This window comes from Thalassospira profundimaris WP0211 (assembly GCF_000300275.1).
GTDB lineage: Bacteria > Pseudomonadota > Alphaproteobacteria > Rhodospirillales > Thalassospiraceae > Thalassospira > Thalassospira profundimaris.
The window spans coordinates 70,340-93,704 of the sequence record NZ_AMRN01000003.1; the positions used below are offsets into that span (position 1 = coordinate 70,340).

Annotated in this window: 21 protein-coding genes; 6 read left to right on the forward strand and 15 right to left on the reverse strand. The window is 55.4% G+C overall.

The genetic code is table 11. The features are described from left to right. Positions 1-9: 9 nt before the first annotated feature. Together TH2_RS07070 and TH2_RS07075 are read right to left on the reverse strand one after the other, a co-directional pair. Entirely contained in the window at positions 10-714 is a 705-nt protein-coding gene (locus tag TH2_RS07070) for a ChrR family anti-sigma-E factor (protein ID WP_008889723.1), read from the reverse strand. Then, positions 711-1,301: a sigma-70 family RNA polymerase sigma factor gene (locus TH2_RS07075; protein WP_040823148.1), complete on the reverse strand. Its 591-nt coding sequence runs from the start codon at positions 1,299-1,301 to the stop codon at positions 711-713. Before TH2_RS07075 ends, TH2_RS07070 begins: the two co-directional genes overlap by 4 nt. Positions 1,302-1,525: 224 nt before the next feature. On the opposite strand from TH2_RS07075, the gene TH2_RS07080 reads away from it, so the two are divergent. From TH2_RS07080 to TH2_RS07100, 5 genes are all read left to right on the forward strand, one after another. Further along, a complete protein-coding gene (locus TH2_RS07080; RefSeq protein ID WP_008889725.1) occupies positions 1,526-2,869 on the forward strand; it encodes an NAD(P)/FAD-dependent oxidoreductase in 1,344 nt (447 codons plus the stop codon). Then, on the forward strand, positions 2,866-3,699 hold the full coding sequence (locus TH2_RS07085) for a DUF1365 domain-containing protein (protein ID WP_008889726.1): 834 nt from the start codon (positions 2,866-2,868) through the stop codon (positions 3,697-3,699). Before TH2_RS07080 ends, TH2_RS07085 begins: the two co-directional genes overlap by 4 nt. 5 nt (positions 3,700-3,704) lie before the next feature. Then, positions 3,705-4,982: an SAM-dependent methyltransferase gene (locus tag TH2_RS07090; protein WP_008889727.1), complete on the forward strand. Its 1,278-nt coding sequence runs from the start codon at positions 3,705-3,707 to the stop codon at positions 4,980-4,982. After that, positions 4,969-6,309: an MFS transporter gene (locus tag TH2_RS07095; protein WP_008889728.1), complete on the forward strand. Its 1,341-nt coding sequence runs from the start codon at positions 4,969-4,971 to the stop codon at positions 6,307-6,309. The genes TH2_RS07090 and TH2_RS07095 overlap by 14 nt, the downstream gene beginning before the upstream one ends. 87 nt (positions 6,310-6,396) lie before the next feature. Next, complete coding sequence (locus tag TH2_RS07100; RefSeq protein ID WP_008889729.1) at positions 6,397-6,888, forward strand: DUF3833 domain-containing protein; 492 nt, start codon at positions 6,397-6,399, stop codon at positions 6,886-6,888. On the opposite strand, the gene TH2_RS07105 is transcribed toward TH2_RS07100, so the two are convergent. The 3 genes from TH2_RS07105 to TH2_RS07115 are packed head-to-tail and all read right to left on the reverse strand — an operon-like array spanning position 6,851 to position 8,864. Beyond that, entirely contained in the window at positions 6,851-7,297 is a 447-nt protein-coding gene (locus TH2_RS07105; protein WP_008889730.1) for a nuclear transport factor 2 family protein, read from the reverse strand. The genes TH2_RS07100 and TH2_RS07105 overlap by 38 nt on opposite strands. A gap of 2 nt (positions 7,298-7,299) precedes the next feature. Next, complete coding sequence (locus TH2_RS07110) at positions 7,300-8,061, reverse strand: SDR family NAD(P)-dependent oxidoreductase (protein WP_008889731.1); 762 nt, start codon at positions 8,059-8,061, stop codon at positions 7,300-7,302. Between the two features lie 2 nt (positions 8,062-8,063). Then, positions 8,064-8,864: a DUF6134 family protein gene (locus tag TH2_RS07115; protein ID WP_157193921.1), complete on the reverse strand. Its 801-nt coding sequence runs from the start codon at positions 8,862-8,864 to the stop codon at positions 8,064-8,066. Positions 8,865-9,016: 152 nt separating this feature from the next. Between TH2_RS07115 and TH2_RS07120 the strand changes: the two genes are divergently transcribed. Continuing rightward, entirely contained in the window at positions 9,017-9,805 is a 789-nt protein-coding gene (locus TH2_RS07120) for an RluA family pseudouridine synthase (RefSeq protein ID WP_040823155.1), read from the forward strand. On the opposite strand, the gene TH2_RS07125 is transcribed toward TH2_RS07120, so the two are convergent. From TH2_RS07125 to TH2_RS07170, 10 genes are all read right to left on the reverse strand, one after another. Then, on the reverse strand, positions 9,752-10,678 hold the full coding sequence (locus tag TH2_RS07125; RefSeq protein WP_008889734.1) for an AEC family transporter: 927 nt from the start codon (positions 10,676-10,678) through the stop codon (positions 9,752-9,754). The genes TH2_RS07120 and TH2_RS07125 overlap by 54 nt on opposite strands. Positions 10,679-10,734: 56 nt before the next feature. Beyond that, on the reverse strand, positions 10,735-11,181 hold the full coding sequence (locus TH2_RS07130) for a methylglyoxal synthase (protein WP_008889735.1): 447 nt from the start codon (positions 11,179-11,181) through the stop codon (positions 10,735-10,737). Between the two features lie 189 nt (positions 11,182-11,370). Beyond that, positions 11,371-12,777, reverse strand: coding sequence for a dihydrolipoyl dehydrogenase (gene lpdA, locus TH2_RS07135; protein ID WP_008889736.1), 1,407 nt, complete (start codon positions 12,775-12,777; stop codon positions 11,371-11,373). Positions 12,778-12,801: 24 nt separating this feature from the next. Continuing rightward, on the reverse strand, positions 12,802-14,076 hold the full coding sequence (odhB, locus tag TH2_RS07140; protein WP_040823157.1) for a 2-oxoglutarate dehydrogenase complex dihydrolipoyllysine-residue succinyltransferase: 1,275 nt from the start codon (positions 14,074-14,076) through the stop codon (positions 12,802-12,804). 105 nt (positions 14,077-14,181) lie between these two features. Then, positions 14,182-17,094 carry a 2-oxoglutarate dehydrogenase E1 component gene (locus TH2_RS07145; protein ID WP_008889738.1) on the reverse strand — a complete coding sequence of 971 codons (2,913 nt, stop codon included), beginning with the start codon at positions 17,092-17,094 and terminating at the stop codon, positions 14,182-14,184. A 70-nt stretch (positions 17,095-17,164) separates the two neighbouring features. Beyond that, a complete protein-coding gene (sucD, locus tag TH2_RS07150) occupies positions 17,165-18,040 on the reverse strand; it encodes a succinate--CoA ligase subunit alpha (RefSeq protein WP_008889739.1) in 876 nt (291 codons plus the stop codon). Between the two features lie 2 nt (positions 18,041-18,042). Next, entirely contained in the window at positions 18,043-19,272 is a 1,230-nt protein-coding gene (gene sucC / locus TH2_RS07155; RefSeq protein ID WP_255356213.1) for an ADP-forming succinate--CoA ligase subunit beta, read from the reverse strand. Positions 19,273-19,412: 140 nt separating this feature from the next. Next, positions 19,413-20,363 carry a malate dehydrogenase gene (mdh, locus tag TH2_RS07160; RefSeq protein ID WP_008889741.1) on the reverse strand — a complete coding sequence of 317 codons (951 nt, stop codon included), beginning with the start codon at positions 20,361-20,363 and terminating at the stop codon, positions 19,413-19,415. Positions 20,364-20,994: 631 nt separating this feature from the next. Then, positions 20,995-22,122: a cell division protein ZapE gene (gene zapE, locus TH2_RS07165; protein ID WP_008889742.1), complete on the reverse strand. Its 1,128-nt coding sequence runs from the start codon at positions 22,120-22,122 to the stop codon at positions 20,995-20,997. A gap of 97 nt (positions 22,123-22,219) precedes the next feature. Then, the gene (locus tag TH2_RS07170) at positions 22,220-23,209 is read right to left on the reverse strand and encodes a CorA family divalent cation transporter (protein ID WP_008889743.1); all 990 of its coding nucleotides are present in this window, start codon (positions 23,207-23,209) and stop codon (positions 22,220-22,222) included. Positions 23,210-23,365 lie beyond the last annotated feature (156 nt).

The following is a 23,365-nucleotide window of genomic DNA, read 5'->3' on the forward strand; positions in this document are numbered from 1 at the left end:
TAACAGGTATCAGATGCCAAAGAACGGCTGCAGCAATTTCGGCAGCAGACGATTGAACTTCATCGGCGCATCGGTTGCGATCAAGCAGATGCATTCCTCGGCGGTATCAGCAATCGGTTGATGATCAACGTCATCATCAAGGTCTGCCACGTCACCGGCCCGGAACCGGCCGATCTCGTCGATATAGGATCCTTTGATCAACAGGGTCATTTCATGTCCATGGTGCCCGTGATCGGGGATCGAAACACCCGGCGCGATCTTCATCAGGCGCACGGTGCCCTTGCTTTCGATGGATTTCAACTGGAAATGCTTCACACCCGGTGCAAGCGATTTCCACGGAATATCATCAAGCGACATCACATCGTCAGGCAGCAAATCGGCAAGCGGCCTTGGCAGGGCGCTCATGGCACTGCCGGTAATGCTTTCACCGACCGCAACACGACGCAATGACGGCCGTTCTTGCGCAACGATGTTTTCGTTCGCTGTTTCAAGTTCAAGCATCGCCATGACGTGATCAAGCGAATGATCCGCCATCGACATGCTATTCGTGGTTTCAAGCGCGGCACCGCCCATGGTTTCGTACCCACTGACCTTGTCACGGCAATGCGGACACACGGTCATGTGGGTTGCCACCAGAAGCTCCATCGCTTGCGACAGCGAACCACTGGCATATTCCATCAATGTCTGATCGGTTGGATGATGCTTAATGTTCATGCGACACCTTCCAGTCCGCCACGCAACTTGCCAAGCGCAAGCCGCAAACGGGACTTCACAGTTCCCAGCGGGATATCAAGACGCTCGGCAATTTCACTGTGTGAGCAATCTTCGAAAAACGACAATTCTACAACTACCTTTTGGTCGGCGGGTAATTCTTCCATTGCGGCTTTGACAAGGACGGCCTCCTGGTCACGATTGACTAGGTCATCTGCCAGCGGATCTTCGTCAACAATCAAAGTCGGGTCGGAATCATCTACCTCGATATGTTTGCGTTGCCGGAACCGGTCAATCCGAAGGTTCCTGGCGATGGTAAAAATCCACGTACTGGCGGCTGCCTTCGCAGGATCAAACAGGTGCGCTTTGCGCCATACCTGCATCATTGCTTCCTGTGCCATTTCCTCGGCGGTCTCGGGATTACCGCCAAACCGGAACATGTAAGCTTTCACGCGCGGGGCAAAATGCGCAAACAATCGCGCAAATGCTTCCCGGTCGCGTGTCGCTGCGACGGAAACAATCCAATCGGCACATCTTTTCGCTTCGACCGGATCGGCTGGCCCGGTGCGTCGTGGTGTGGTGCCGCTCATTTTTGTTTCAGGTCCCTGTTGGGGCCGCGCCAGAATTGTGTTCATCATGCAATTCCTACGTCGGCCACGTTCATTCGGATCAAATAAAAATGTATGTTTCCTACCAGACACTTACAATCTGTTCAGGCAAACAAATCCAAAATAATCCGAGTGATCCGCGAATTACAGATTCGCGTACTCATATAAATAATGTCACACAGTAACAGCAAGCGGGCCGCGCCGATATGAACATTGTCACCCCGGGAAAACTCAATATCGCCGTTGTCGGGTCTGGGATATCGGGCTTGTCTGCTGCCTGGCTGCTGAGCCAGTCACACAACGTGACGCTTTATGAAAAGGATGATCGCGCAGGCGGTCATTCCAACACGGTCGATGCCGGGCAAACGCCGGTCGATACCGGTTTCATTGTCTATAACACCCGATGCTACCCCAACCTGTGTGCCCTGTTTGATCATCTGGGCATTGAAACAACCCCGACAGACATGTCCTTTGCTGCCTCGATGGATGAAGGCGGTCTGGAATATGGAGGTGGTGATCTTTCGGCCCTGTTTGCCCAGAAACGCAACCTGTTCCGTCCGCGCTTCTGGAAAATGGTCCGCGATATCCTGCGGTTCTATCGCGAAGCCCCGGCCGCCCTTGAAGACGGCACGGCTGAGCATATAAGCCTTGGCGATTACCTGCGCGACAATGGCTATTCCAAAGCCTTTATCAATGATCATCTGCTGCCGATGGGGGCGGCCATCTGGTCAACACCGGTTGATACCATGATGGCCTATCCGCTGGCGGCGTTCGTGCGGTTTTGCCAGAACCACGGCCTGTTGCAGATCAAGGACCGTCCGCAATGGCGCACCGTGGTTGGCGGATCACGCGAATATGTGAAACGCATGACGGCACAGATTTCCGGCGGTGTGGTTCTTGACCGCGCCATTGCCAAGGTCGGCAAGACCGCATCTGGTGGCGCGTTTGTCGAGGACCGCTATGGCAAGCGTGAAGAATATGATCATGTCGTTCTGGCCTGCCATGGTGATCAGGCGCTGGCATTGCAGGAAACACCCGACCCGCGTACTGCAGAACTGCTTTCGGCGTTCAAATACGAACGCAATCTGGCGATCCTGCACAATGACGCCAGCCTGATGCCAAAGACCGAGAAGGTCTGGTCAAGCTGGAACTATCTGGCCGAAGATCATGACGGCGAACAGAAAGTCTGTGTCACCTACTGGATGAACCGTCTGCAGCATCTTGATCCGGGGCAGCCGCTTTTCGTGACCTTGAACCCGCCACGCCATCCGGCAGAAGGCAGTGTCATCAGATCCTTCCTGTATGATCATCCGCTGTTTGATGCGGGCGCAATGGCAGCACAAAAGGAACTGTGGTCGATCCAGGGGGTGGATAACCTTTGGTACTGCGGCAGTTACTTTGGCTATGGCTTCCATGAAGATGGTATTCAGTCCGGTCTTGCGGTTGCCGAGGCCCTTGGCAATGTGCGACGCCCGTGGAATGTCGAGAATGAAAGCGGCCGTATCCATGTTGGCGAAACAGCCCGTTCGCAATCAAGCGAGGCTGCATGACACGTCCTGTTGCGACAAAACCGGCATCGGCCCTGTTTGAAGGGGTGGTCACGCATCATCGTTTGCGTCCGAAAAAGCACAAACTGCGCTATCGGGTGTTTTCCTTCCTGCTTGATCTCGACGAGATTGATGGTCTTGCCGCCAAGCTGAAACTGTTCAGTCGCAATCGCTTTAACCTGTTTTCATTCCATGACCGCGATCACGCCGACGGGGGTGCCACCGATTTGCGCACCCGGTTGGAAGCAATTCTGAGTGATCACGGGCTTGGTGATTGCGCGGACAAGATCCGGCTGTTGTGCTATCCGCGCTTGCTTGGTTTTGTGTTCAATCCGCTCTCGGTTTATTTCTGCCATCGTGCCAATGGATCGGTGGGCGCGGTTCTGTACGAGGTATCAAACACCTTCGGAGATCGGCACAGTTACCTGATCCCGGTCAGCGAAGGCGCGCTGGATGACAAGAACGTGCTGCGCCAGTCCTGTGCGAAGGGTTTTTACGTCTCACCCTTTATCGACATGGTCGCGGACTATCATTTCCGCATTCGCATGCCCGATGAAAATGTCGCGGTTGCCATTCGCGAAACCGACGCAAAAGGTCTGTTTTTGAATGCTGCCTTTGTCGGTGATCGAACCGAACTTTCCGACCGTAAACTTTTAGGAGCCTTCATTCGATACCCGCTGATGACCCTGAAGGTCGTGGCAGGTATCCACTGGGAGGCGCTCCATCTTTGGCGCAAAGGTATGACATTCCATAAACGACCAGCACCGCCAGAACAGCCTGTAACCTATGTGCTGGAAGCCGGGACAGCAGCGGCCCAATCAGGGAAGAGATAAAAACAATGCCAAACAGCAATCGTAATGCATCCGTTTCCGCCTTTTCACTGCGTGACCGCATTCTGCCGATGCTGGGCAGCATGACCGGCAGCCGCAGCCTTCTAAAGGCGATGCTCAAGCGCGTTCTGGCGCATCTACATTACGGTCGTTTGACCATTGTTTTGCCCGACAACGACACCCTGCATTTTTCCGGCGAACATGAAACCAATCTGCGCGCGGCCATCCACATCCATGACTGGCAGGCGATCCGCAAACTGGCCACGGGTGGGGATGTTGCCTTTGCCGAGGCCTATATGGATGGCAGTTGGAGCAGCCCTGATCTGACGCATCTGATGCACTTTGCCATGCACAATGAAACGATCGTGCGGGCCCGTCTGGCCGCAGGATTTCTGGCACGTACGGTGGCGCGGATCGGACATCTGCGTAATGCCAATACGCTTGAGGGATCAAAGCGCAACATCGCCTATCACTATGACCTCGGCAATGATTTCTATCGCGCATGGCTTGATCCCAGCATGACCTATTCATCGGGCCTGTATAGCTCGCCCGACATGACTCTGGATGCGGCGCAATCTGCAAAATATGAACGTATTTGCGAACTTGCCGACCTGAAATCAGGTGAAGATGTGCTGGAAGTCGGATGCGGCTGGGGCGGCTTTGCCGAACTTGCAGCCGGCAAGTATCGTTGCAATGTCACCGGTCTGACCCTGTCGAATGAACAGCACGCTTTCGCACGCGAACGCCTTTTGATGCAGGGACTTAGCGACCGCACCGATATCGTTCTGCGCGATTACCGTCATGAAGAAGGCCAGTACGACAAGATTGTCTCGATCGAAATGTTCGAGGCGGTCGGTGAAGAACACTGGCCAACCTATTTCGAGATGATCCGCAAACGCTTGAAACCGGGCGGCAAGGCGGTGTTGCAAATCATCACGATTGATGATGACCGGTTTGAAACCTATCGCCGCGGGGCGGATTTCATTCAACGCTACATCTTCCCGGGCGGCATGTTGCCCTCGCCAACTGCGCTGTCGGCGGCGGTTAATACCGCCGGGCTTGAACTGCGTCATTCGGAATTCTTCGGCAAATCCTATGCCCGCACACTGGCCGAATGGCAGCGCAGCTTCCAGCATGCCTGGGATGGCATTGCCAAGCAGGGATTTGATCTGCGTTTCAAACGTATGTGGGAATACTACCTTGCCTACTGCGAAACCGGATTTGATCAGGGCTCCATCGATGTCGGGCTGTTCGTGATCGAACATCGCGAAAATGCGACAGGCTGAATACCCCACCCGTATTTCGGTTCTCTATGCGCTACCGGCGATGGCAGCAGCCGTACCGACCATTCCGGCCTATGTATTGTTGCCAAGCTATTATGGCGATGACCTTGGCATTGGATTGGCGATCACGGGTGTTGTTTTGTTGCTGGTCCGCATGATCGATATGCTGACCGACCCCGTGGTTGGCTGGCTTTCCGACAAGACGGGCAATCGCAAAATCTGGACCGGTGCCGGGGCGGTGATTGCCGGTATCGGGCTTTGGTATTTGTTCAGCCCGCCATCCCAACCGAGCGCGATATATCTCCTCATCTGGGCAAGTGTGCTGTTTCTGGGCTGGACGATGTTTCAGGTGCCCTATCTTGCCTGGGGGGCGGATCTTTCGGGCGATTACAAAAAACGCACAACGCTTACCGCCCTTCGTGAAGGGGCGGGCTTGATCGGGATTGTATTGGCCGGTGCCATTCCGGTGCTGATTAATGCGCCGGATCGCGCAGCCGAAATTCAAACCCTTGCCACCGTGACACTGACACTGGGGGCTGTATTTGTTGCCCTTCTGGTCTGGAAGGTGCCCGATCCGGTTGCGCAACATAAACGCACAAGCCGAACGAGCTTTGGCAGAGGAAACCTTTGGGCAACTTTGCGCCTTGGCGCCCGAAGCCTGCGTGACAATGGTCTTTTCATGCGCTTGCTTGCGGCATGGATGATCAACGGTCTGGCGGCCGGACTGCCGGCCGTGTGTTTTCCGTTATTTGTGCGCTATTACCTCGAACTTGATCAGGACAGCGAGAATATCCTGATCCTGCTTTATTTCGCCGCGGCGATCATTGCCATTCCGCTTTGGGTTGTGATGGCCGGCCGCATTGGCAAGCACCGCGTCTGGTGTTTTGCCATGGTGATGGCGATTGCCGCCTTCGCCTTTGTGCCGATCCTTGATGCCGGGGATTTCGGTGCCTTTGCGGTCATATGCCTTGTTACCGGGGCGGCACTGGGCGCGGATCTGGCTTTGCCACCCGCCATTCAGGCCGATGTCGATGACTGGGATCGTTACCGGTTTGGGGTGCGGCGCACCGGCCTTTTATTTGCCCTTTGGAACATGACCAACAAGCTTGCCATGGCGCTTGCCGCCGGGATTGCCTTCCCGATATTGGGGGCATTTGGCCTGACCGACGGCGGAGACGAAAAAACTGGCGCATTGGTTGTGCTGGTTTTGATCTATGCGGTGATCCCCATCGTATTGAAGGCAGGAGCAATCGGGATGATGTGGCGCTTTCCGTTGGACAGCACGCATCAGGTTGCCATTCGTCGGCGCCTTTCACGCCGCAATGATTGATCTTGGGATTGTCAGGACAGGAGAAAATCGATGCTGCGGAACTTCATGGCGCTGTGTGTTTTGGTACTATTAGCCGGATGTGGGTCGATGAAACCGCAGGATTTTGCGCAAAAAGAACCCCGCTTCGACGTGTTTGACTATTTCGAAGGCGACAGCCGGGCTTGGGGAATTTTCGAAGATCGTTTCGGAACCCTGCGTCGTCAGTTCACCGTCGAAATAACGGGAACCGTTGAAGATGGTGTTCTGACACTTGAAGAAGACTTTATCTATGACGACGGCGAAACAGACCGCCGTGTCTGGAAAATCAGCAAAACCGATGAACACAGCTATGAAGGGCTTGCGGACGACATCGTTGGCAAGGCGATTGGCAGTCAGTACGGCAATGCGCTGAACTGGTCTTATGACATGGATCTTAAGGTCGGTGATGGTGCCTGGCGTGTGACGTTCGACGACTGGATGTTCCTGCAGCCAGATGGGGTTCTGGTCAACCGGGCGAGGGTCAAGAAATGGGGCTTTGAGATCGGCGAAGTAACGCTGTTTTTCACAAAGACCCAACGCGTCGCGCAAGCCGCTGAATAAACCAGCGCAGTACCGGGATTTTGGCATAAAAGTTCTGGCCGGAATCCCAATGGTCAAAATGCGATGCCAGGCGCGTGCCATCGTCGTTAAACGTCACCTCTGACATGCCGGTAAATTCCCAGTTGCCGATCACCTTTACCCGCGCACTAAACCGCCAGCGTAAAAATCCGCGATCCCGATCGATCGCACGGTGGGTGACGATAAAGCGCGGATGATCCGCATCGGTAAACGCCTTGGCCAGATAGGCACAAACGGCGTCCGGACCCCTGACGGTCGTGAACGGGTCGCAAAACACGAAATCGTCTGTCACCAGTTCCTTTAACTGATCAACAGTCTCAAGCGACAGTTTCTCGTAATAGTCTGCGTAAGTCGCCAGCAACTGGCGCTTGGCGTCGGTGATGTCGTTCATGATCAAAGCAGCTTACGCATCAGTTTGAAGAAAATCGGATAAGGCAGAATTTGCGTCAGCTTCAATTGCCGCACAAATGGGGGCGGGAAGGCAATCTCGAATTTGTCACTGCCGCAAAGCCCGCGATAGATGTAATCGGCGGCCTGTTCCGGTTCGAGCAGATAGGGCATTTCAAAATCGTTCTTGTCGGTCAGCCGTGTATTAACAAACCCCGGATTGATCACACGCAACAAAACGCCACTGCCGCTCAGTTCGGTATGCAGGGATTCACACAGATTGATCAGGGCGGCCTTTGTCGGGCCATAGGCCGCGGCATTGGGCAGGCCGCGGTAACCTGCCACCGATGCCATGACGGCAATCTCGCCAGATTTGCGCGCGCGCATCTTGTTCAAAAGCGGCTCCAGACAATTGACGATGCCCATGTAATTGGTATCGACGTGACTGCGGATGGTGGCCGCAGAAAACGCACTCAGCTTCATCGGGGAATAAATACCAGCCGCCAAAACAACCAGGTCAGGCAGGCCAAACTGCTTTTCAACCTTGGCAATCGCACCATTCACCGCATTTGTATCGGTAATATCGACCGGAACCGGGGTTAAACCCGGCATTTCAGCCGCAAGTTCATCGAGTTTGTCGGAATTTCGGGCCGAAATGATGATTTTTTGCGCGGAGGATGTCGGGTTTTCATGGAGTTTGCGTGCCAATGCGGCACCAATCCCTGAAGACGCCCCGATAATCCAGATGGTCTGGAAGTGCTTTTTCATTCCTAATCCTTTTGCGCGGTTTGTGTCGCGCAATTCATGCAACGATATGTGATCTGCGATCCGTCGCGTGCCTCGAAGGCAAGACCGACCCAGCGGCCGTCGGCATCATACCATGCAGTGGTTTCAAGTTCTCCGTCATAGGTGAAACGGGTGGCGCGCAACGTGCCGTTGGTTGTCTGCAGCGTTTCTGGCTCGTTCGCGCTGATATCGACCGCGTTTGACTTGCCGGTGATGGTATTAAGGACCGCTTTGCTGCCCAACACACCGCAATGCCAGTGATCCGTCGGGAAAATCCCGTTTGGCAATGCCTGATCCCCCTCCGGACCACTGACAACGAGTGTGCTCTGCGCATCAGGTTTGGCGACCACCTCGGTCTTGTCGCCATCATCATCTACCCGCACGGAAAGGGCGGCCAGACGGTCACCCTGCCACAGGCTTTCGGATCGATAGTCAAAGCTATAGGCGTTAAACCCCAAGAAGCTGATATCGATATTGCTTTGGGCAACCACCTGCAGGCCATCACGCCCCTGATTGAACTGGACAACATGGCTCCCTACCGGGGAATCATTGCGCCGGATCTGAAAGCGAAGCTCGTTGCCATATCGCTGGATCGCATCAAATTCGCGGCACGTTTCCGGGCCATCGAATGCCTCGGAAAGGCGCGCTTGCTCAACGGGTGTGGCGTTGGGTTGCGTTGATGATTGCGGGTCGGCCGCAAAGGCATTGGAAGACAGCGCGATACCGCCCGCGACGGCGCAGGCGCCAAACAGCGATTTGACCGGATATGCCATGGATGTCTTCATGATTGGTACCAAAGCCGGGTTGAAAAACTAATACTCCCTTCTTGTTACGCAGTGGCGTGATCTGCGGATCAAACGTCATGATCATTGCCCGCAAAGGTCTGATGGGGTAAGCAGGGGCTCACGGGCCAAGACCCGAAATGAAAGGCCACGCCATGCCCCATCCGATTGCAGACGACCTGATCGCGCATGTTCTGCACCGCGATTCCAACATCATTGTTCTGAACAAGCCGCCCGGGCTGGCCTCGCATGGTGGGCCGAAAACCTATTTTCATGTTGATGCCTATCTGCCGGATCTGAAATTTGGTATTCAGCCGGAACCGACACTCGCACACCGCCTCGACCGTGATACGGCGGGCTGTCTGTTGCTGTGCCGTCATCCGAAATCGTCAAAAAAGATCACCCGCCTGTTCACCGAAAAGAAAATCGGCAAGTCCTATTGGGCGGTGGTCCGTGGTGCGATGGAAGATGATCACGGCTTTATTGATGCGCCGATTGGCAAGATCAATGATGAAAGCGGCTGGACAATGCTGGTGCATGAAGATGGTCAGCCGTCAAAAACTGAATATACCGTGCTGGGCCGTGGCAAGGATGCAGATGGCAAGGACATTACCTGGCTGGAGCTTGTCCCGCACACCGGGCGGACCCATCAGCTGCGTGTGCATCTTGATCATGTCGGGCACCCGGTGATTGGCGATCCGTTTTATGGCCGTGGCGATGAGCCGCCGGTCTTTGGTGCGCCGCCGACCCTGATGTTGCTATCGCGCCAGATCATCGTTCCGTTCCATGCCGACCGTGATCCGGTGATTGTCGACGCACCGCCGCCAGAACTGATGCGCCCCGGGCTCGAAGCGTGCGGTTACGTCGGCGAATACGCCGCGCATGCAAGCTCAATTGATGCTCAATACAGCGGCGATGACAGCGACGCTGAAGGCGGAGAGTAACGTCTCCAGCGTGATGATCGATGCCATTGCCTCCGGGTCGCCATTGAGTTGGCGCGCCAGGATATAGGCATTGCCCGCACACGGCATGCCGGCATAAAGAACCCCCATCGCCAGAACCATGCCATCGACACCGGCAAGATACAGGCAGACGCCGGTAATAACCGGCAAAACAGCAAGCTTGATGGTGGTGGCAAGGGCAATCGCGCCCACGGCCTTTTTATCCATCACAAAGCGCAAACCCGCACCGACCGAAAGTAGGCTGAGCGGCAGGGCGGCTGTCTTGAACAGGGCGGCGGTATTTTCAATTGGCAACGGAACGTGAATATTACTCACATTCAGGATGGCGCCGGCCCCGGCGGCAATAATGATCGGGTTTTTCAGAACGCCTGCGATGATCCGTTTAAGGTTGCTTTTGCCACTGCTAAAGGCGCTTAGAACCACAACACCCAGCATGTTTGTGGCAATCACCATCACCGCAACAAAGATGATGGCAAGCGCCAATCCTTCCGCCCCGTAAAGCGCATCGGCGACCGCCAACAGGACATAACTGTTGTAACGTACCGAGCCCTGAAAGATGGATGTGAAAAGCGGCGTGTCCCGCGTGATCACCGGACGCAGTAAAAGCAGGGCCGCAGACAGCCCCAGTGTTGCGGCAAGGGTGACACCGACGGCAGTGCCGGCATGGCCGCTGGAAAAATCGGCGCGATAAATCTCGACGATCAGAAGCGATGGCAGCAACAGATAATAGGTCAGCCGATCAATCCCGGCCCAGATATCGGCGGTTTTGATCAGGAAATGCTTTAAGGCCGCACCAACCAGAATGGCGGCAAAGATCGGAAAGATCGCGGCGATGACATCATAGGCGAGCTGCATGGCGGGTGGGGCGCTCCGGCGCAGAAAACGTCTTGTTGGGCCGAGTGGGGTGGCGGCTAAACCTTGCGGTTGCTGTAATCGGCAAAGACCTGTTCGGGGGAATGGTCGCGATATTGTTCGCAGATTTCCTCGAACCTCGGATTGCTGATCAAAAGGTCCGCCGTGCTTTGATTGCAGGCAATCGGCACTTCATACATGTTGGCCAGCCGGATCAGGGCACGGACGTCGACATCGTGGGGCTGGGGTGTCATCGGGTCAGTGAAAAAGAACATGGCTTGCAATTCGCCGTGCGCAATCATCGATCCCAATTGCTGATCGCCGCCAAACGGGCCGCTTTTAAGCGGATGTACATCAAGTTCGGTAAACCTTTCCTGCAACACACGCCCGGTGGTGCCGGTGGCAAAGATGCGCATATTGGCGAATACATCCTTGTGTTTTTCCAGCCAGTCAGCCATTTCGCGTTTGCGACGGTCGTGGGCAACAACGCCAACAGACAGCACCATTTTCATTCTCCGGGCCAGTAAACAGGTTTTGTCATACTAATCCCCAAAGACCCCCAGCGTCACCTGCCAAAAGTCTGACAATTCCACAAACCACATAAAATTTAGGGACTTAGGCGTTTCTGCAGGTCAAAACAAAACGGCCGCCCCAAGTGAATGGGACGGCCGTTTGCAGATCAGAGAACTGATCAATTACATGTGGATTGCGCGTTTGTCCGCGTCCAGTGCCGCTTCCTTGACGGACTCGCCAAGGGCAGGGTGGGCGTGGCAGGTGCGTGCGATGTCTTCGGCAGAAGCGCCGTATTCCATCGCCAGAACCACTTCGGCAATCAGATCGCCCGCAGCCGGGCCGACAATATGCGCGCCGACAACACGGTGCGTTTTCTTGTCTTCGAGGATTTTGACAAAGCCCTCGGTGCTTTCCATTGCCTTGGCGCGACCGTTTGCGGTGAAGGGGAATTTGCCGACTTTGTAGTCTGCGCCTTCTTCCTTCAGCTGCTCTTCGGTTTTGCCAACAGCGGCAACTTCCGGCCAGGTGTAAACAACACCCGGGACTTTGCCGTAATCGACATGGCCTTCTTCACCGGCCAGCATTTCTGCCAGGGCAACGCCGTCTTCCTCAGCCTTGTGGGCCAGCATCGGACCGACGATGGTATCGCCAATCGCAAAGATGCCGCCAACATTGGTCTGGAAATGCTCGTCGGTTTTGACACGACCACGATCGTCGAGTTCAACGCCGACAGCGTCGAGACCAAGGCCTTTGGTGTACGGACGACGACCAATGGCAACCAGAACCACATCGGCTTTGAGTTCTTCTGCATCGCCGCCCTTGGACGGTTCAACCGTCAGGGTCACGCCAGACTTGGTGGTCTTGGCACCGGTAACCTTGTGACCGAGTTTGAATTCAAGACCCTGCTTGGCAAAGATGCGCTGGGTTTGTTTGACCAGCTCGCCATCCATGCCCGGCAGAATGCGGTCAAGATATTCAACAACGGTGACTTCGGCACCCAGACGACGCCAGACGGAACCCAGTTCCAGACCGATCACGCCAGCGCCAATCACGACCATCTTTTTCGGCACTTTCGGAAGAACCAGTGCGCCGGTCGAAGAGACGATTTTTTCTTCGTCAATTTCGACACTCGGCAGCGGGGTGACTTCCGAACCCGTCGCGATGACGATGTTCTTGGCATTCAGGGTTTCTTCGCCGCCATCCAGAAGGGCAACCTTGACCGAGGTCGGCGAAGTGATTTCGCCGGCACCTTTGACATAGGTAACCTTGTTCTTCTTGAACAGGAACTCGATGCCTTTGACATTGCTGTCAACGACCTTGTCCTTGCGGGCCATCATCTTTTCGATGTTGACCTTCGGCTTGGAGACTTCGATGCCGTGGGTATCGAAATGCTCGGTCGCTTCTTCGAACAGGTGCGAGGAATGCAGCAGGGCCTTGGACGGAATGCAGCCTACATTGAGGCAGGTACCGCCAAGTGCGCCGCGTTTTTCAACGCAGGCGACTTTAAGGCCAAGCTGTGCGGCGCGGATGGCGCAAACATAACCGCCAGGACCGCCACCGATCACGACAACGTCGTAGTTCTCACTCATGAGTTCTTTGATCCTTTTGTCTGATCAGATATCGAGCAGAATGCGTTCCGGGTTCTCGATGCATTCCTTGACACGTACCAGGAAGGAAACGGCTTCGCGGCCGTCAATGATACGGTGGTCATAGGAAAGCGCGAGATACATCATCGGACGAATTTCGACTTTGCCGTCGATTGCGACCGGACGCATCTGGGTCTTGTGCATGCCAAGAATACCGGACTGCGGCGCGTTCAGGATCGGGGATGACAGAAGGGAACCAAAGACACCGCCGTTGGAGATGGTGAACGATCCGCCGGTCATTTCATCCATGCCCAGTTTGCCGTCACGTGCACGCTTGCCGAAATCGACAATGGTGCTTTCCAGATCCGCAAAGGTTTTTTCCTCTGCCGAACGGATGACCGGAACAACCAGACCCTGTGGGGTACCAACGGCAACGCCGATATCGCAGTAGTTTTTATAGATGAAGCTGTTGCCATCGATCTCGGCATTGACAGCCGGCCATTCTTTGAGCGCCGTGGTGCAGGCCTTGATGAAGAAGGACATGAAGCCAAGCTTCACACCGTGTTTCTTCTCGAAACCGTCTTTGTACTTGTTACGGCAAGCCAGAAGGTTGGTCATATCCACTTCGTTATAAGTGGTCAGCATGGCCGCAGTGTTTTGGGCTTCTTTCAAACGGCGCGCAATGGTCTGGCGCAGCTTGGACATTTTGACACGCTCTTCACCGTCACGCAGTTCACGTTCCGGTTTCGGAGCTGCCGGGGCGCTCGGAGCCGGGGCAGCAGCGCGCGAAGCAGATCCGCCGCCTTCAAGGAAGTTCAGAACGTCGCCCTTGGTCAGGCGGCCGTCTTTGCCCGTTGCCGGGATTTTGGACGGATCAAGGTTCTTGTCTTCGACCAGTTTGCGAACGGCCGGTGCCAGCGGATGATCGCTGTTTGACGCGGTCGTTTCTGCCGGTGCAGCAGCCGGGGCTGCTTTCGGCCCTTCTTTCTTGGCCGGAGCTTCTTCTTTCTTCGCGGCCGGGGCTTCTTCCTTGGCCGGTTCATCAGAAGCAGCGGCGCCTTCGGCACCTTCGTTGATGTGCGCGATCAGCGCGCCAACTTCAACTTCGTCGCCTTCACCAACGACCAGCTCGGCAATTGCGCCAGCAACCGGGGAGTTGACTTCGACGGTGACCTTGTCGGTCTCAAGTTCGACAATTGGTTCATCGGCTGCAACAGCGTCACCGACTTTTTTGTACCATTTTGCCACCGTGGCTTCAGATACAGACTCGCCCAGTGCGGGAACTTTAACTTCAGTCGCCATTTTTTCCTCGACCGTTTTTTCAATCAGGCAGTGTGGGTCTGCCAGCATACGAATGAAATCTAAATGAACGTGGCGGACGGGCGATTTCTCGCCCGTCCGGTAAAGTTATTTTACGCTAAGTGCCGCGTCGACCAGCTCAGCCTGCTCGCGCAGGTGGGCTTTCAGAAGGCCCGTTGCCGGCGAAGCAGATGCTGCGCGACCGACATAAACAGGACGACCTGCCTTGTGCTTGATGCTGGCAAGCGTTGCCTCGATCCGGCGATCAACGAAGAACCAGGAACCCATGTTTTCCGATTCTTCCTGACACCAGACGACATCAGCATTCGGGTATTTGGCCAGTTCCGTTGCCAGTTCTTTTTCCGGCCACGGATAAAGCTGTTCGACACGCACAAGCGCAACATCTTCGATGCCACGGTTTTCGCGTTCAGCAAGCAGATCGTAATAGACCTTGCCCGACGACAGAACGACGCGTTTGACCTTCTTGTCGTCAACCAGCTTAGCGGTTTCGCTGATCACAGGCAGGAATGTCGTGCCCGTCGCAAAGTCGGACAGGTTCGACACGCACTGTTTGTGACGCAGAAGCGATTTCGGCGTCATCAGGATCAGCGGCTTACGGAACGAGCGACGGATCTGACGGCGCAGGATGTGGTAATAGTTTGCCGGCGTCGTACAGTTCGCCACCTGCATGTTATTTTCACCACAAAGCTGCAGGTAACGTTCCAGACGTGCGGAACTGTGTTCCGGACCCTGGCCTTCGTAACCGTGCGGCAGCAGCATCACCAGACCCGACATACGCAGCCATTTGGCTTCGCCCGAGCTGATGAACTGGTCAATGATGACCTGTGCACCGTTGGCAAAATCACCGAACTGGGCTTCCCAGAGAACCAGCGAATGCGGTTCTGCAAGGGTGATGCCGTATTCAAAGCCAAGAACACCTGCTTCGGACAGGGGCGAGTTGAGAACTTCAAGCTCGGCCTGACCGGTACGGATGTTGTTGAGCGGGGTGTATTTTGCTTCGGTGGTCTGATCGATCAGCTTGGCATGACGCTGCGAGAACGTACCACGCTGGCAATCCTGACCCGACAGACGAACAGGTGTGCCTTCGCACATCAGGGTCCCGAATGCCAGGGCCTCGGCGGTTGCCCAATCAATACCTTCGCCGGTTTCGAACATCTTCGCTTTGGCCTTCAACTGACGAAGGATTTTGCGGTTGATGTCAAAGTCACTCGGCGGGGTCGAAAGTGCGCGGCCGACTTCCTGCAGCAGGTCGTTTTCAACGCCGGTTTTACCGATCCAGTCAGCATCGTCACCATGAGAGGACGCAAGACCCGACCATTTGCCTTCAAGCCAGTCAGCTTTGTTCGGACGGTAGTTTTCGGATGCCTTGAACTCTTCATCAAGGTAGTCCTGGAACGACTTGTCCAGTTCCTTGATGCGTTCTTCGCTCAGAAGACCTTCCTTGACCAGCTGCTGGGCATAGATGTCTTTGGTGGTCGGGTGTTTGCCGATCACGTCATACATCTTTGGCTGGGTGAATGCCGGCTCGTCGCTTTCGTTGTGACCAAAGCGGCGATAGCAGAACATGTCGATAACGACGTCCTGCTTGAATTCCTGACGGAATTCGGTCGCGATGCGCGCCGCATGAACCACAGCTTCGGGATCGTCGCCATTGACGTGCAGGATCGGAGCCTGAACGACCTTGGCAATGTCCGAGCAATAAGGCGAAGAACGGGAATCGGTCGGTTTGGTCGTGAAACCGATCTGGTTGTTGACCACAAAGTGGATCGTACCGCCGGTACGATAGCCTTTGAGGTGCGACAGATCGAAGGTTTCCGCCACAAGACCCTGACCGGCAAAGGCCGCATCACCGTGCAGGAGGATACCCATAACCTGCTCGCGATTGGTGTCTTTGCGCTGGGCCTGCTTGGCGCGGACCTTACCAAGAACAACCGTGTTCACTGCTTCGAGGTGCGACGGGTTTGCCGTCAGCGACAGGTGAACAACGTTGCCGTCAAACTCGCGGTCGGCGGAGGTACCAAGGTGATATTTAACGTCACCCGAGCCCATCACGTCGTCCGGCTTGGACGGGTTGCCCATGAATTCCGAGAAGATCGCCTGGAACGGCTTGCTCATGACGTTGGCAAGAACGTTAAGACGACCACGGTGCGGCATGCCGAACACAACCTCGCGGATGCCAAGCTGGCTACCACGTTTGAGGATCTGTTCGAGTGCTGGCATCAGGGCTTCGCCACCATCAATACCGAAACGCTTGGTGCCGACATATTTGGTGTGAAGATAGTTTTCGAAACCTTCGGCTTCGATCAGGCGCTCAAGGATGGCTTCCTTGCCACGGGTGGTGAACTGCGTCTGGTTGCCGATGCTTTCGATACGCTGCTGAATCCAGGATTTCTGTTCAGGTTCCTGGATATGCATGAATTCGATACCGATCGACCCGCAATAGGTTTTGCGTGCCAGCGAGACGATCTGACGGATGGTCGCGGTTTCAAGGCCAAGAACATTGGCGATGAAGATCGGACGATCCATGTCGGCTTCGGTAAAGCCATAGGTCTTCGGATCAAGTTCCGGATGCGGTTCACGCGGTGCCAGGCCCAGCGGATCCAGGTTCGCTTCAAGATGGCCGCGTACCCGGAAGGAGCGGATCAGCATCAGAGCGCGAATGGAATCATTGGCGGCAGCGCGGATGGCATCAGAATTTACCTGACCAGCCGTGGGTGCTGCATGAGGTGCCGGTGCATAGCCCATCTGGGCCGGGCGTTCGGCATGCCCCTGTGAGACGTCGTATCCCTCCATGCCGCCAACAACCTTGGTTTCCCGTGGCTGCCAGCTCGGCCCGCGCATTTCTGCGAGGATTTCGGAGGCGTCGTCCTGCAACCCGTCAAAAAACTCAGCCCAGCTCTGGTCAACCGCAGACGGGCTTTCCAGATACCGGGCATAAAGTTCAGCGATGTAGGTTGCGTTCGACTCGTTCAGAATCGTGTCGAGATCTTGAGGTTTCATTTGTGGTCTTGGAAGGCATGGTCCCCAAGAAGGACCACGCCCCCCCTTGCCTTTCCTCTGACTACCCAGATTAGCCCTTCAAAGCCTTCAGCATGGTCGAGCCGAGGCTTGCCGGGGAATCGGCAACAAGAACGCCAGCACTGCGCATGGCTTCCATTTTCGCATCGGCCGTACCTTTGCCACCGGAAATGATCGCACCGGCATGGCCCATGCGTTTACCCGGAGGTGCGGTAACACCGGCGATGAAGCCGGCAACCGGTTTCTTGACTTTGGAAGCCTGCAGGAATTCACATGCTTCTTCCTCGGCCGAGCCGCCGATCTCACCGATCATGATGATGCCTTCGGTTTCCGGATCCTTCAGGAACAGGTCGAGGCAGTCGATGAAGTTGGTGCCGTTGACCGGGTCACCACCAATACCGATACAGGTCGACTGACCAAGGCCAGCGGCCGTGGTCTGTGCAACTGCTTCGTAGGTGAGCGTACCGGAACGCGAAACGATACCGATTTTACCGCGGCGGTGAATGTGACCCGGCATGATGCCGATCTTGCATTCGTCCGGGGTAATGATACCCGGGCAGTTCGGGCCGATCAGGCGGGTCGACGAACCGTCGAGCGCGCGCTTGACGCGGACCATGTCAGCAACCGGAATACCTTCGGTAATGCAGACAGCCAGTTCGACTTTGGCGTCGATGGCTTCAAGGATTGCGTCTGCTGCGAAGGGCGGCGGAACATAGATAACCGAGGCATTTGCGCCGGTGACATGTACCGCTTCTTCAACAGTGTTGAAAACCGGCAGGTCAAGGTGCTTGGTTCCGCCTTTACCCGGGGTAACACCGCCAACCATTTTGGTGCCGTATGCCAGTGCCTGTTCGCTGTGGAAAGTACCCTGCGAACCAGTGAAACCCTGGCAGATAACTTTGGTGTTTTTATCGACGAGAACAGCCATAGTTACGCGGCCTCCTTCACAGCTTTGACCACCTTCTCGGCGGCATCGGCAAGGTTGTCAGCCGAAACAATCGGCAGACCCGATTCTTCGAGGATCTTCTTGCCAAGTTCGACATTGGTACCTTCAAGGCGAACGACCAGCGGGACGTTCAGGCTGACTTCGCGGGCTGCTGCCACAACGCCGTCTGCAATCACGTCACAACGCATGATGCCACCAAAGATGTTGACCAAGATGCCTTCGACATTCGGATCCGACAGGATCAGCTTGAAGGCAGTGGTCACGCGTTCTTTGGTTGCGCCGCCACCAACGTCAAGGAAGTTAGCCGGTGCGCCACCATAAAGCTTGATGATGTCCATGGTTGCCATGGCAAGGCCTGCGCCGTTGACCATGCAGCCGATGGTGCCATCGAGCTTGATGTAGTTGAGGCTGTGTTTTGCAGCTTCGAGTTCGGCCGGGTTTTCTTCGTCTTCGTCACGCAGCTCTTCGATGTCCGGATGACGGAACAGCGCGTTGTCGTCGAAGTTCATTTTGCAATCAAGCGCAATGATGTCGCCGTCGCCGGTAACAACCAGCGGGTTGATTTCAACCATGGCAGCATCGGTATCGAGGAAGCACTGGTACATCGCGGTCATGAATTTGACAGCTTTGGAAACCTGCTTGCCTTCGAGGCCGAGTGCAAACGCCAGTTTGCGACCGTGGAAGCCAGAGAAACCAGCCGCCGGATCGATCTCGACAGTGACGATCTTTTCCGGGGTTGCTTCTGCAACTTCTTCAATGTCCATGCCGCCTTCGGTCGACGCCATGAAGATCACGCGCGAGCAGGCGCGGTCGACGAGAACCGAAAGATACAGTTCGCGTGCGATATCGCAGCCTTCTTCGATGTAAACGCGTTTGACTTCTTTGCCATCCGGGCCGGTCTGGTGGGTAACCAGCGTGGAGCCGAGCATCTGTTCGGCATTGGTGCCGACTTCTTCCGGGCTCTTGACGACGCGAACGCCGCCTTTGTCACCTGCCTTGGCTTCCTTGAAGGTGCCTTTACCGCGGCCACCTGCATGGATCTGGGATTTTACCACGTAAACCGGGCCAGCCTGGGACTGGGCAGCTTCGATGGCTTCCTGAGCGGTATATGCAACCTTGCCGTTCGGCACGGTCACACCGTATTTGCGAAGAATTTCTTTCGCCTGGTACTCATGAATATTCATGTTCGGTCGCTTTCTTGCCTTCCGTACGATTTCCGGTGGGTCAGAAATCTGGATTTCAATGTCCCTGTAACGAGCGGGAGGGACTTTGTTAAGAGGCCGCGATCATTGAAGTTTGAATAACAACAATGATTGAAAAACGGGCCGGTCACTGACCAGCCCGTTTCGCGTTCTTAGAGCATGCCCTTTGCAGCTTCGACGAGGCCGCGAACAGCGTTCACGGAATTGTCGAAGTTTGCTTTTTCGGACTCATCAAGATTGATCTCGACGATGCGTTCTACACCGTTGGCACCCAGAACAACCGGGACACCAACATAAAGACCGTCAACACCGTATTCGCCGCTCAGGTAAGCAGCAACCGGCATGACGCGCTTCTGGTCTTTGAGGTAGCTTTCCGCCATCGCGATTGCCGAAGCAGCCGGGGCGTAGAAAGCAGAACCGGTTTTGAGCAGGGCAACGATTTCGGCGCCACCGTCACGGGTGCGCTGCACGATCTCGTCGATCTTTTCCTGCGTGGTCCAGCCCATTTTGATCAGATCCGGAACCGGGATACCGGCAACGGTCGAATAACGGATCGACGGGACCATGGTATCGCCGTGGCCGCCAAGGACAAAGGCGGTAACGTCTTTGACCGAGACGTTGAATTCTTCTGCGAGGAAGTAACGGAAGCGTGCAGAGTCCAGAACGCCAGCCATGCCGACAACTTTCTTCGGATCGAAGCCGGTTGCCTGCTGCATCACCCAAACCATCGCATCAAGCGGGTTGGTAATGACGATGACGAATGCGTTCGGAGCGTGTTCCTTGATGCCCTGACCAACCTGGGTCATGACTTTGGTGTTGATACCAATCAGGTCATCGCGGCTCATGCCCGGCTTGCGAGCAACACCGGCGGTGACGATGACGACATCAGCGCCTGCGATGTCTTTGTAGTCACTGGTACCCTTGAGGTCGGCATCAAACATGTCGACGGGGGAGGATTCAGCAATGTCGAGCGACTTGCCCTGTGGCATGCCATCAACGATGTCGAAAAGGACGACGTCGCCAAGCTCTTTGAGACCGACGAGGTGAGCAAGCGTGCCACCAATATTGCCGGCACCGACGAGCGCGATCTTGTTGCGGGCCATTCCGTTACCTTCTTCCCTATTGCGCTTCCTGGGGGTCGAAACTCAACTTGGGAGCGCGATTGAAAATTTAAACCTGCGAACGCGAAATAATCGTTCGTAAACACCGAGTGTCGTAAACTGAATCGCCACGAATGACAAGGGGAAACCCCACTGTTTTTACGAGGAAAACCGCCGCTTCGCGGTTTATTGCAACTATGGTCTAAACGCTTAAAAACCATTCACGTTGCAGATGCGAACACGGGCTAATGCGCAGCAAAACCAAAGCTGGTTTACGATTGCGGCCTGCCTAAATGAAAGGCAGTGCGCCCCTTTGCTGCGAATTCGTGCGTATGAACAGGATTACACTGGCGCAGCATTGCAGGAAACGGCCATCAGCCATGCGGTCGGGACGGGGACGTGAAATCCAATATATGACGATTTTTGCGTGAAGCATCGTTTCCCCTGCGTCAAACGCAAGAATCGCGCGATGATAAGCGCTCATATGGCGAATAATTGCGACGATTTTAAAGTGACCCGGATGGAGTCGTTTTCCACAGGCTGCGCTATCGCTGGCAGGTCGTCCGAAAAAGGTAGGTCAAAGCTGCGATCAAAACGACCGTTTTGATCAGCCGTCCCGCCGTTCTGAAAGCCTTCAGGTCAGGTGCGCCATATCGAGATATTCCTGACTGCGCATTTCGGTCATGCGCGACACCGTGCGCTGGAATTCGAATGAGTAATCACCGTCGGTGTAGATCTCGGTCGGGTCACACTCAATCGCACAGATCAGCTTGGTTTTGTGTTCGTACATCGCATCAACAAGGGTCCCGAACCGTTTGGCCCAGTCGCGGCGCGAGTCCGGCAGTTTCGGGATGAAGTCGATGACGATGGTGTGGAAGTGCGTCGCAAGCGCGATGTAATCCCCCGGTCCCAACGGACGGGTACAGAGTTCTTCAAAGCTGAACTTGGCAACCCCGGCACCGGCAGCACTGATTTCGATCTTGCGTCCCTTGACGGTCAGGCTGTCGGGCGCGACGCGTGCGCCTTCGGTCAGGGTGGCAAACATCTCGTCAATCCGCTTGGATGCCTGTTCGCGGGATATCGGATACAGGAATACCTCGGCGGCCGTCAGATTGCGCATGCGGTAATCGGTGGGGCTCGCCAGTTCCAGCACATCAAGCTTCTGCTTGATCATGTCGATGAAGGGCAGGAAGTTCTGGCGTTGCAGGCCATCCTTATACAGGTCATCCGGCACGCGGTTCGATGTGGTGACAATCACGACGCCATGATCAAACAACTGTTCAAACAGGCGGCCGAGGATCATGGCATCGGTGATGTCGGTTACCTGCATCTCGTCAAAGCACAGCAACCAGGCATCGTTTGCAAGGTCCTTGGCAATCGGCGGGATCGGATCGGCATCGTCCTTTTTCTTGGTCTGGCGATAACGGTGCATGCGTTCATGCACATCCTGCATGAAGTCATGGAAATGAACGCGACGCTTTTTTTCAATGTCGATGGTTTCATAGAACAGATCCATCAACATGGATTTGCCGCGACCAACCTCGCCATAAATGTAAAGTCCAGATGGCGGGGTCGGTTCATCGCGCCGACGGGTCAGGCCAAACCTTTCGCGCCAGCCACCTGTGCCTGTCGCCGGCTCGTAGTTGATCAGCGCATTTTTTAGGCTTTGGAGTTTTTCCGCACAGAGTTCCTGCATCGGATCGTGGGACAGCTCACCAGCGGTGATTTTCGCGCGGTAACGTGAAAGCGGTCCGTCGGTCATCAACAAATCTCGAATGCAGTGAAAGGAATTAGGACTGTGAGATTGTCATAGCTCCAAGTTGCATCGCATTGCAACAAGACGGTTTGCATTGCTGCCATCAGATCAGGCGCATCTTTTTAAACAGCCAGATTTCAAACGCGGTAATCACCGCCAGAATGATCGACACCCCAAGGAAGCCATAAGGGCTGTCCGTTGCCGGAACGCCGCCGACATTGATCCCCAGAAGGCCGGTGACGAAACTGATCGGCAGGAATAGACCGGCAATCACCGTAAGCCAATACATCGTGCGGTTCATCTGTTCGCTTTCAAGCGCCATCAGGTTTTCATTCACGATCTGAATGCGTTCGCGCAGGGAATCAAATTCCTCGACCAGACGGACGGTTTTATCGGTCAGTGCGCGGGCGCGCCGTTTGAACCGCTTGTCAGACCAGACCGGTTTCTGTTCGACATAGTGCGCCAGCGCATCGCGTTGCGGTCCCAGATGCCGGCGCAGGCGCGACAGCCGATGGCGAATGTCCGATCCACGTTTGCGCAGCGCAAGGGTTTTGCCCTCGGCCACGGTTTCCTGATCGTCTTCGATCGCCTCGACATCTTCTTCCATGCCGCGCACGACATTCTCGACCCGAAAGGCAAGCCTTTCGGCCACGGTCAGAACGAAATCATCAACGCTGTTAGGGGCCTTGTGGTCGGCAATGGCGGCCCGCATGTCATCAAACGCCTTGAGCGGCTGGTTGCGCAGCGTGATCACCATGTTGTTTGTGACCCAGAAACGCACCGAAATCATATCGGCCGGATCATTTTCCGCGTTCAGGTTCACCCCGCGCAGATTAAGCGAATAGCCCGGATCATAGAAAAACACCGCTGGACGCGTGCCGCGGGTCGAAAGCGTATCGGTGATTGTCGCATCAATCCCGGCAACCGTGATCAGCCAGTCGCGCACCCCGTCGCCCATCCAGTCCAGATGCACCCAAAGATAATTTCCCTCGGCAATCGGCGGCAGGCCCGATTGCAGGGCGTCCCATCCAACCGGTTGTGCGGTGCCATCCGGGGCAATTTCAAAGGCATTGATCAGCGCGGTTTTGCTCATCGCAGGGCTCCTTGGCTGACTGCGTTCATGCAGGTCAGGGATGGGGTCATCATCACGTCACAATGACAACGGAACGAAACGTTAGATGATTCGTTACTGTTCTCAGTGTAGGGTTCGGTTCTGTGACCAAGTATCAGGCCAACCTGTTTACAAAAC

Bases quoted from the DNA above. Each gene is read 5' to 3' on its own strand.
- TH2_RS07080 (WP_008889725.1), top strand. From the start codon at position 1,526: ATGAACATTGTCACCCCGGGAAAACTCAATATCGCCGTTGTCGGGTCT.
- TH2_RS07070 (WP_008889723.1), bottom strand. From the start codon at position 714: ATGAACATTAAGCATCATCCAACCGATCAGACATTGATGGAATATGCC.
- zapE (WP_008889742.1), bottom strand. From the start codon at position 22,122: ATGACCGACGGACCGCTTTCACGTTACCGCGCGAAAATCACCGCTGGT.
- TH2_RS07110 (WP_008889731.1), bottom strand. From the start codon at position 8,061: ATGAAAAAGCACTTCCAGACCATCTGGATTATCGGGGCGTCTTCAGGG.
- sucD (WP_008889739.1), bottom strand. From the start codon at position 18,040: ATGGCTGTTCTCGTCGATAAAAACACCAAAGTTATCTGCCAGGGTTTC.
- TH2_RS07085 (WP_008889726.1), top strand. From the start codon at position 2,866: ATGACACGTCCTGTTGCGACAAAACCGGCATCGGCCCTGTTTGAAGGG.
- TH2_RS07125 (WP_008889734.1), bottom strand. From the start codon at position 10,678: ATGCAGCTCGCCTATGATGTCATCGCCGCGATCTTTCCGATCTTTGCC.
- TH2_RS07170 (WP_008889743.1), bottom strand. From the start codon at position 23,209: ATGAGCAAAACCGCGCTGATCAATGCCTTTGAAATTGCCCCGGATGGC.
- TH2_RS07130 (WP_008889735.1), bottom strand. From the start codon at position 11,181: ATGGTGCTGTCTGTTGGCGTTGTTGCCCACGACCGTCGCAAACGCGAA.
- TH2_RS07105 (WP_008889730.1), bottom strand. From the start codon at position 7,297: ATGAACGACATCACCGACGCCAAGCGCCAGTTGCTGGCGACTTACGCA.
- TH2_RS07095 (WP_008889728.1), top strand. From the start codon at position 4,969: ATGCGACAGGCTGAATACCCCACCCGTATTTCGGTTCTCTATGCGCTA.
- TH2_RS07120 (WP_040823155.1), top strand. From the start codon at position 9,017: ATGCCCCATCCGATTGCAGACGACCTGATCGCGCATGTTCTGCACCGC.
- TH2_RS07145 (WP_008889738.1), bottom strand. From the start codon at position 17,094: ATGAAACCTCAAGATCTCGACACGATTCTGAACGAGTCGAACGCAACC.
- TH2_RS07090 (WP_008889727.1), top strand. From the start codon at position 3,705: ATGCCAAACAGCAATCGTAATGCATCCGTTTCCGCCTTTTCACTGCGT.
- mdh (WP_008889741.1), bottom strand. From the start codon at position 20,363: ATGGCCCGCAACAAGATCGCGCTCGTCGGTGCCGGCAATATTGGTGGC.
- lpdA (WP_008889736.1), bottom strand. From the start codon at position 12,777: ATGAGTGAGAACTACGACGTTGTCGTGATCGGTGGCGGTCCTGGCGGT.
- odhB (WP_040823157.1), bottom strand. From the start codon at position 14,076: ATGGCGACTGAAGTTAAAGTTCCCGCACTGGGCGAGTCTGTATCTGAA.
- TH2_RS07100 (WP_008889729.1), top strand. From the start codon at position 6,397: ATGAAACCGCAGGATTTTGCGCAAAAAGAACCCCGCTTCGACGTGTTT.
- TH2_RS07115 (WP_157193921.1), bottom strand. From the start codon at position 8,864: ATGAAGACATCCATGGCATATCCGGTCAAATCGCTGTTTGGCGCCTGC.
- TH2_RS07075 (WP_040823148.1), bottom strand. From the start codon at position 1,301: ATGAGCGGCACCACACCACGACGCACCGGGCCAGCCGATCCGGTCGAA.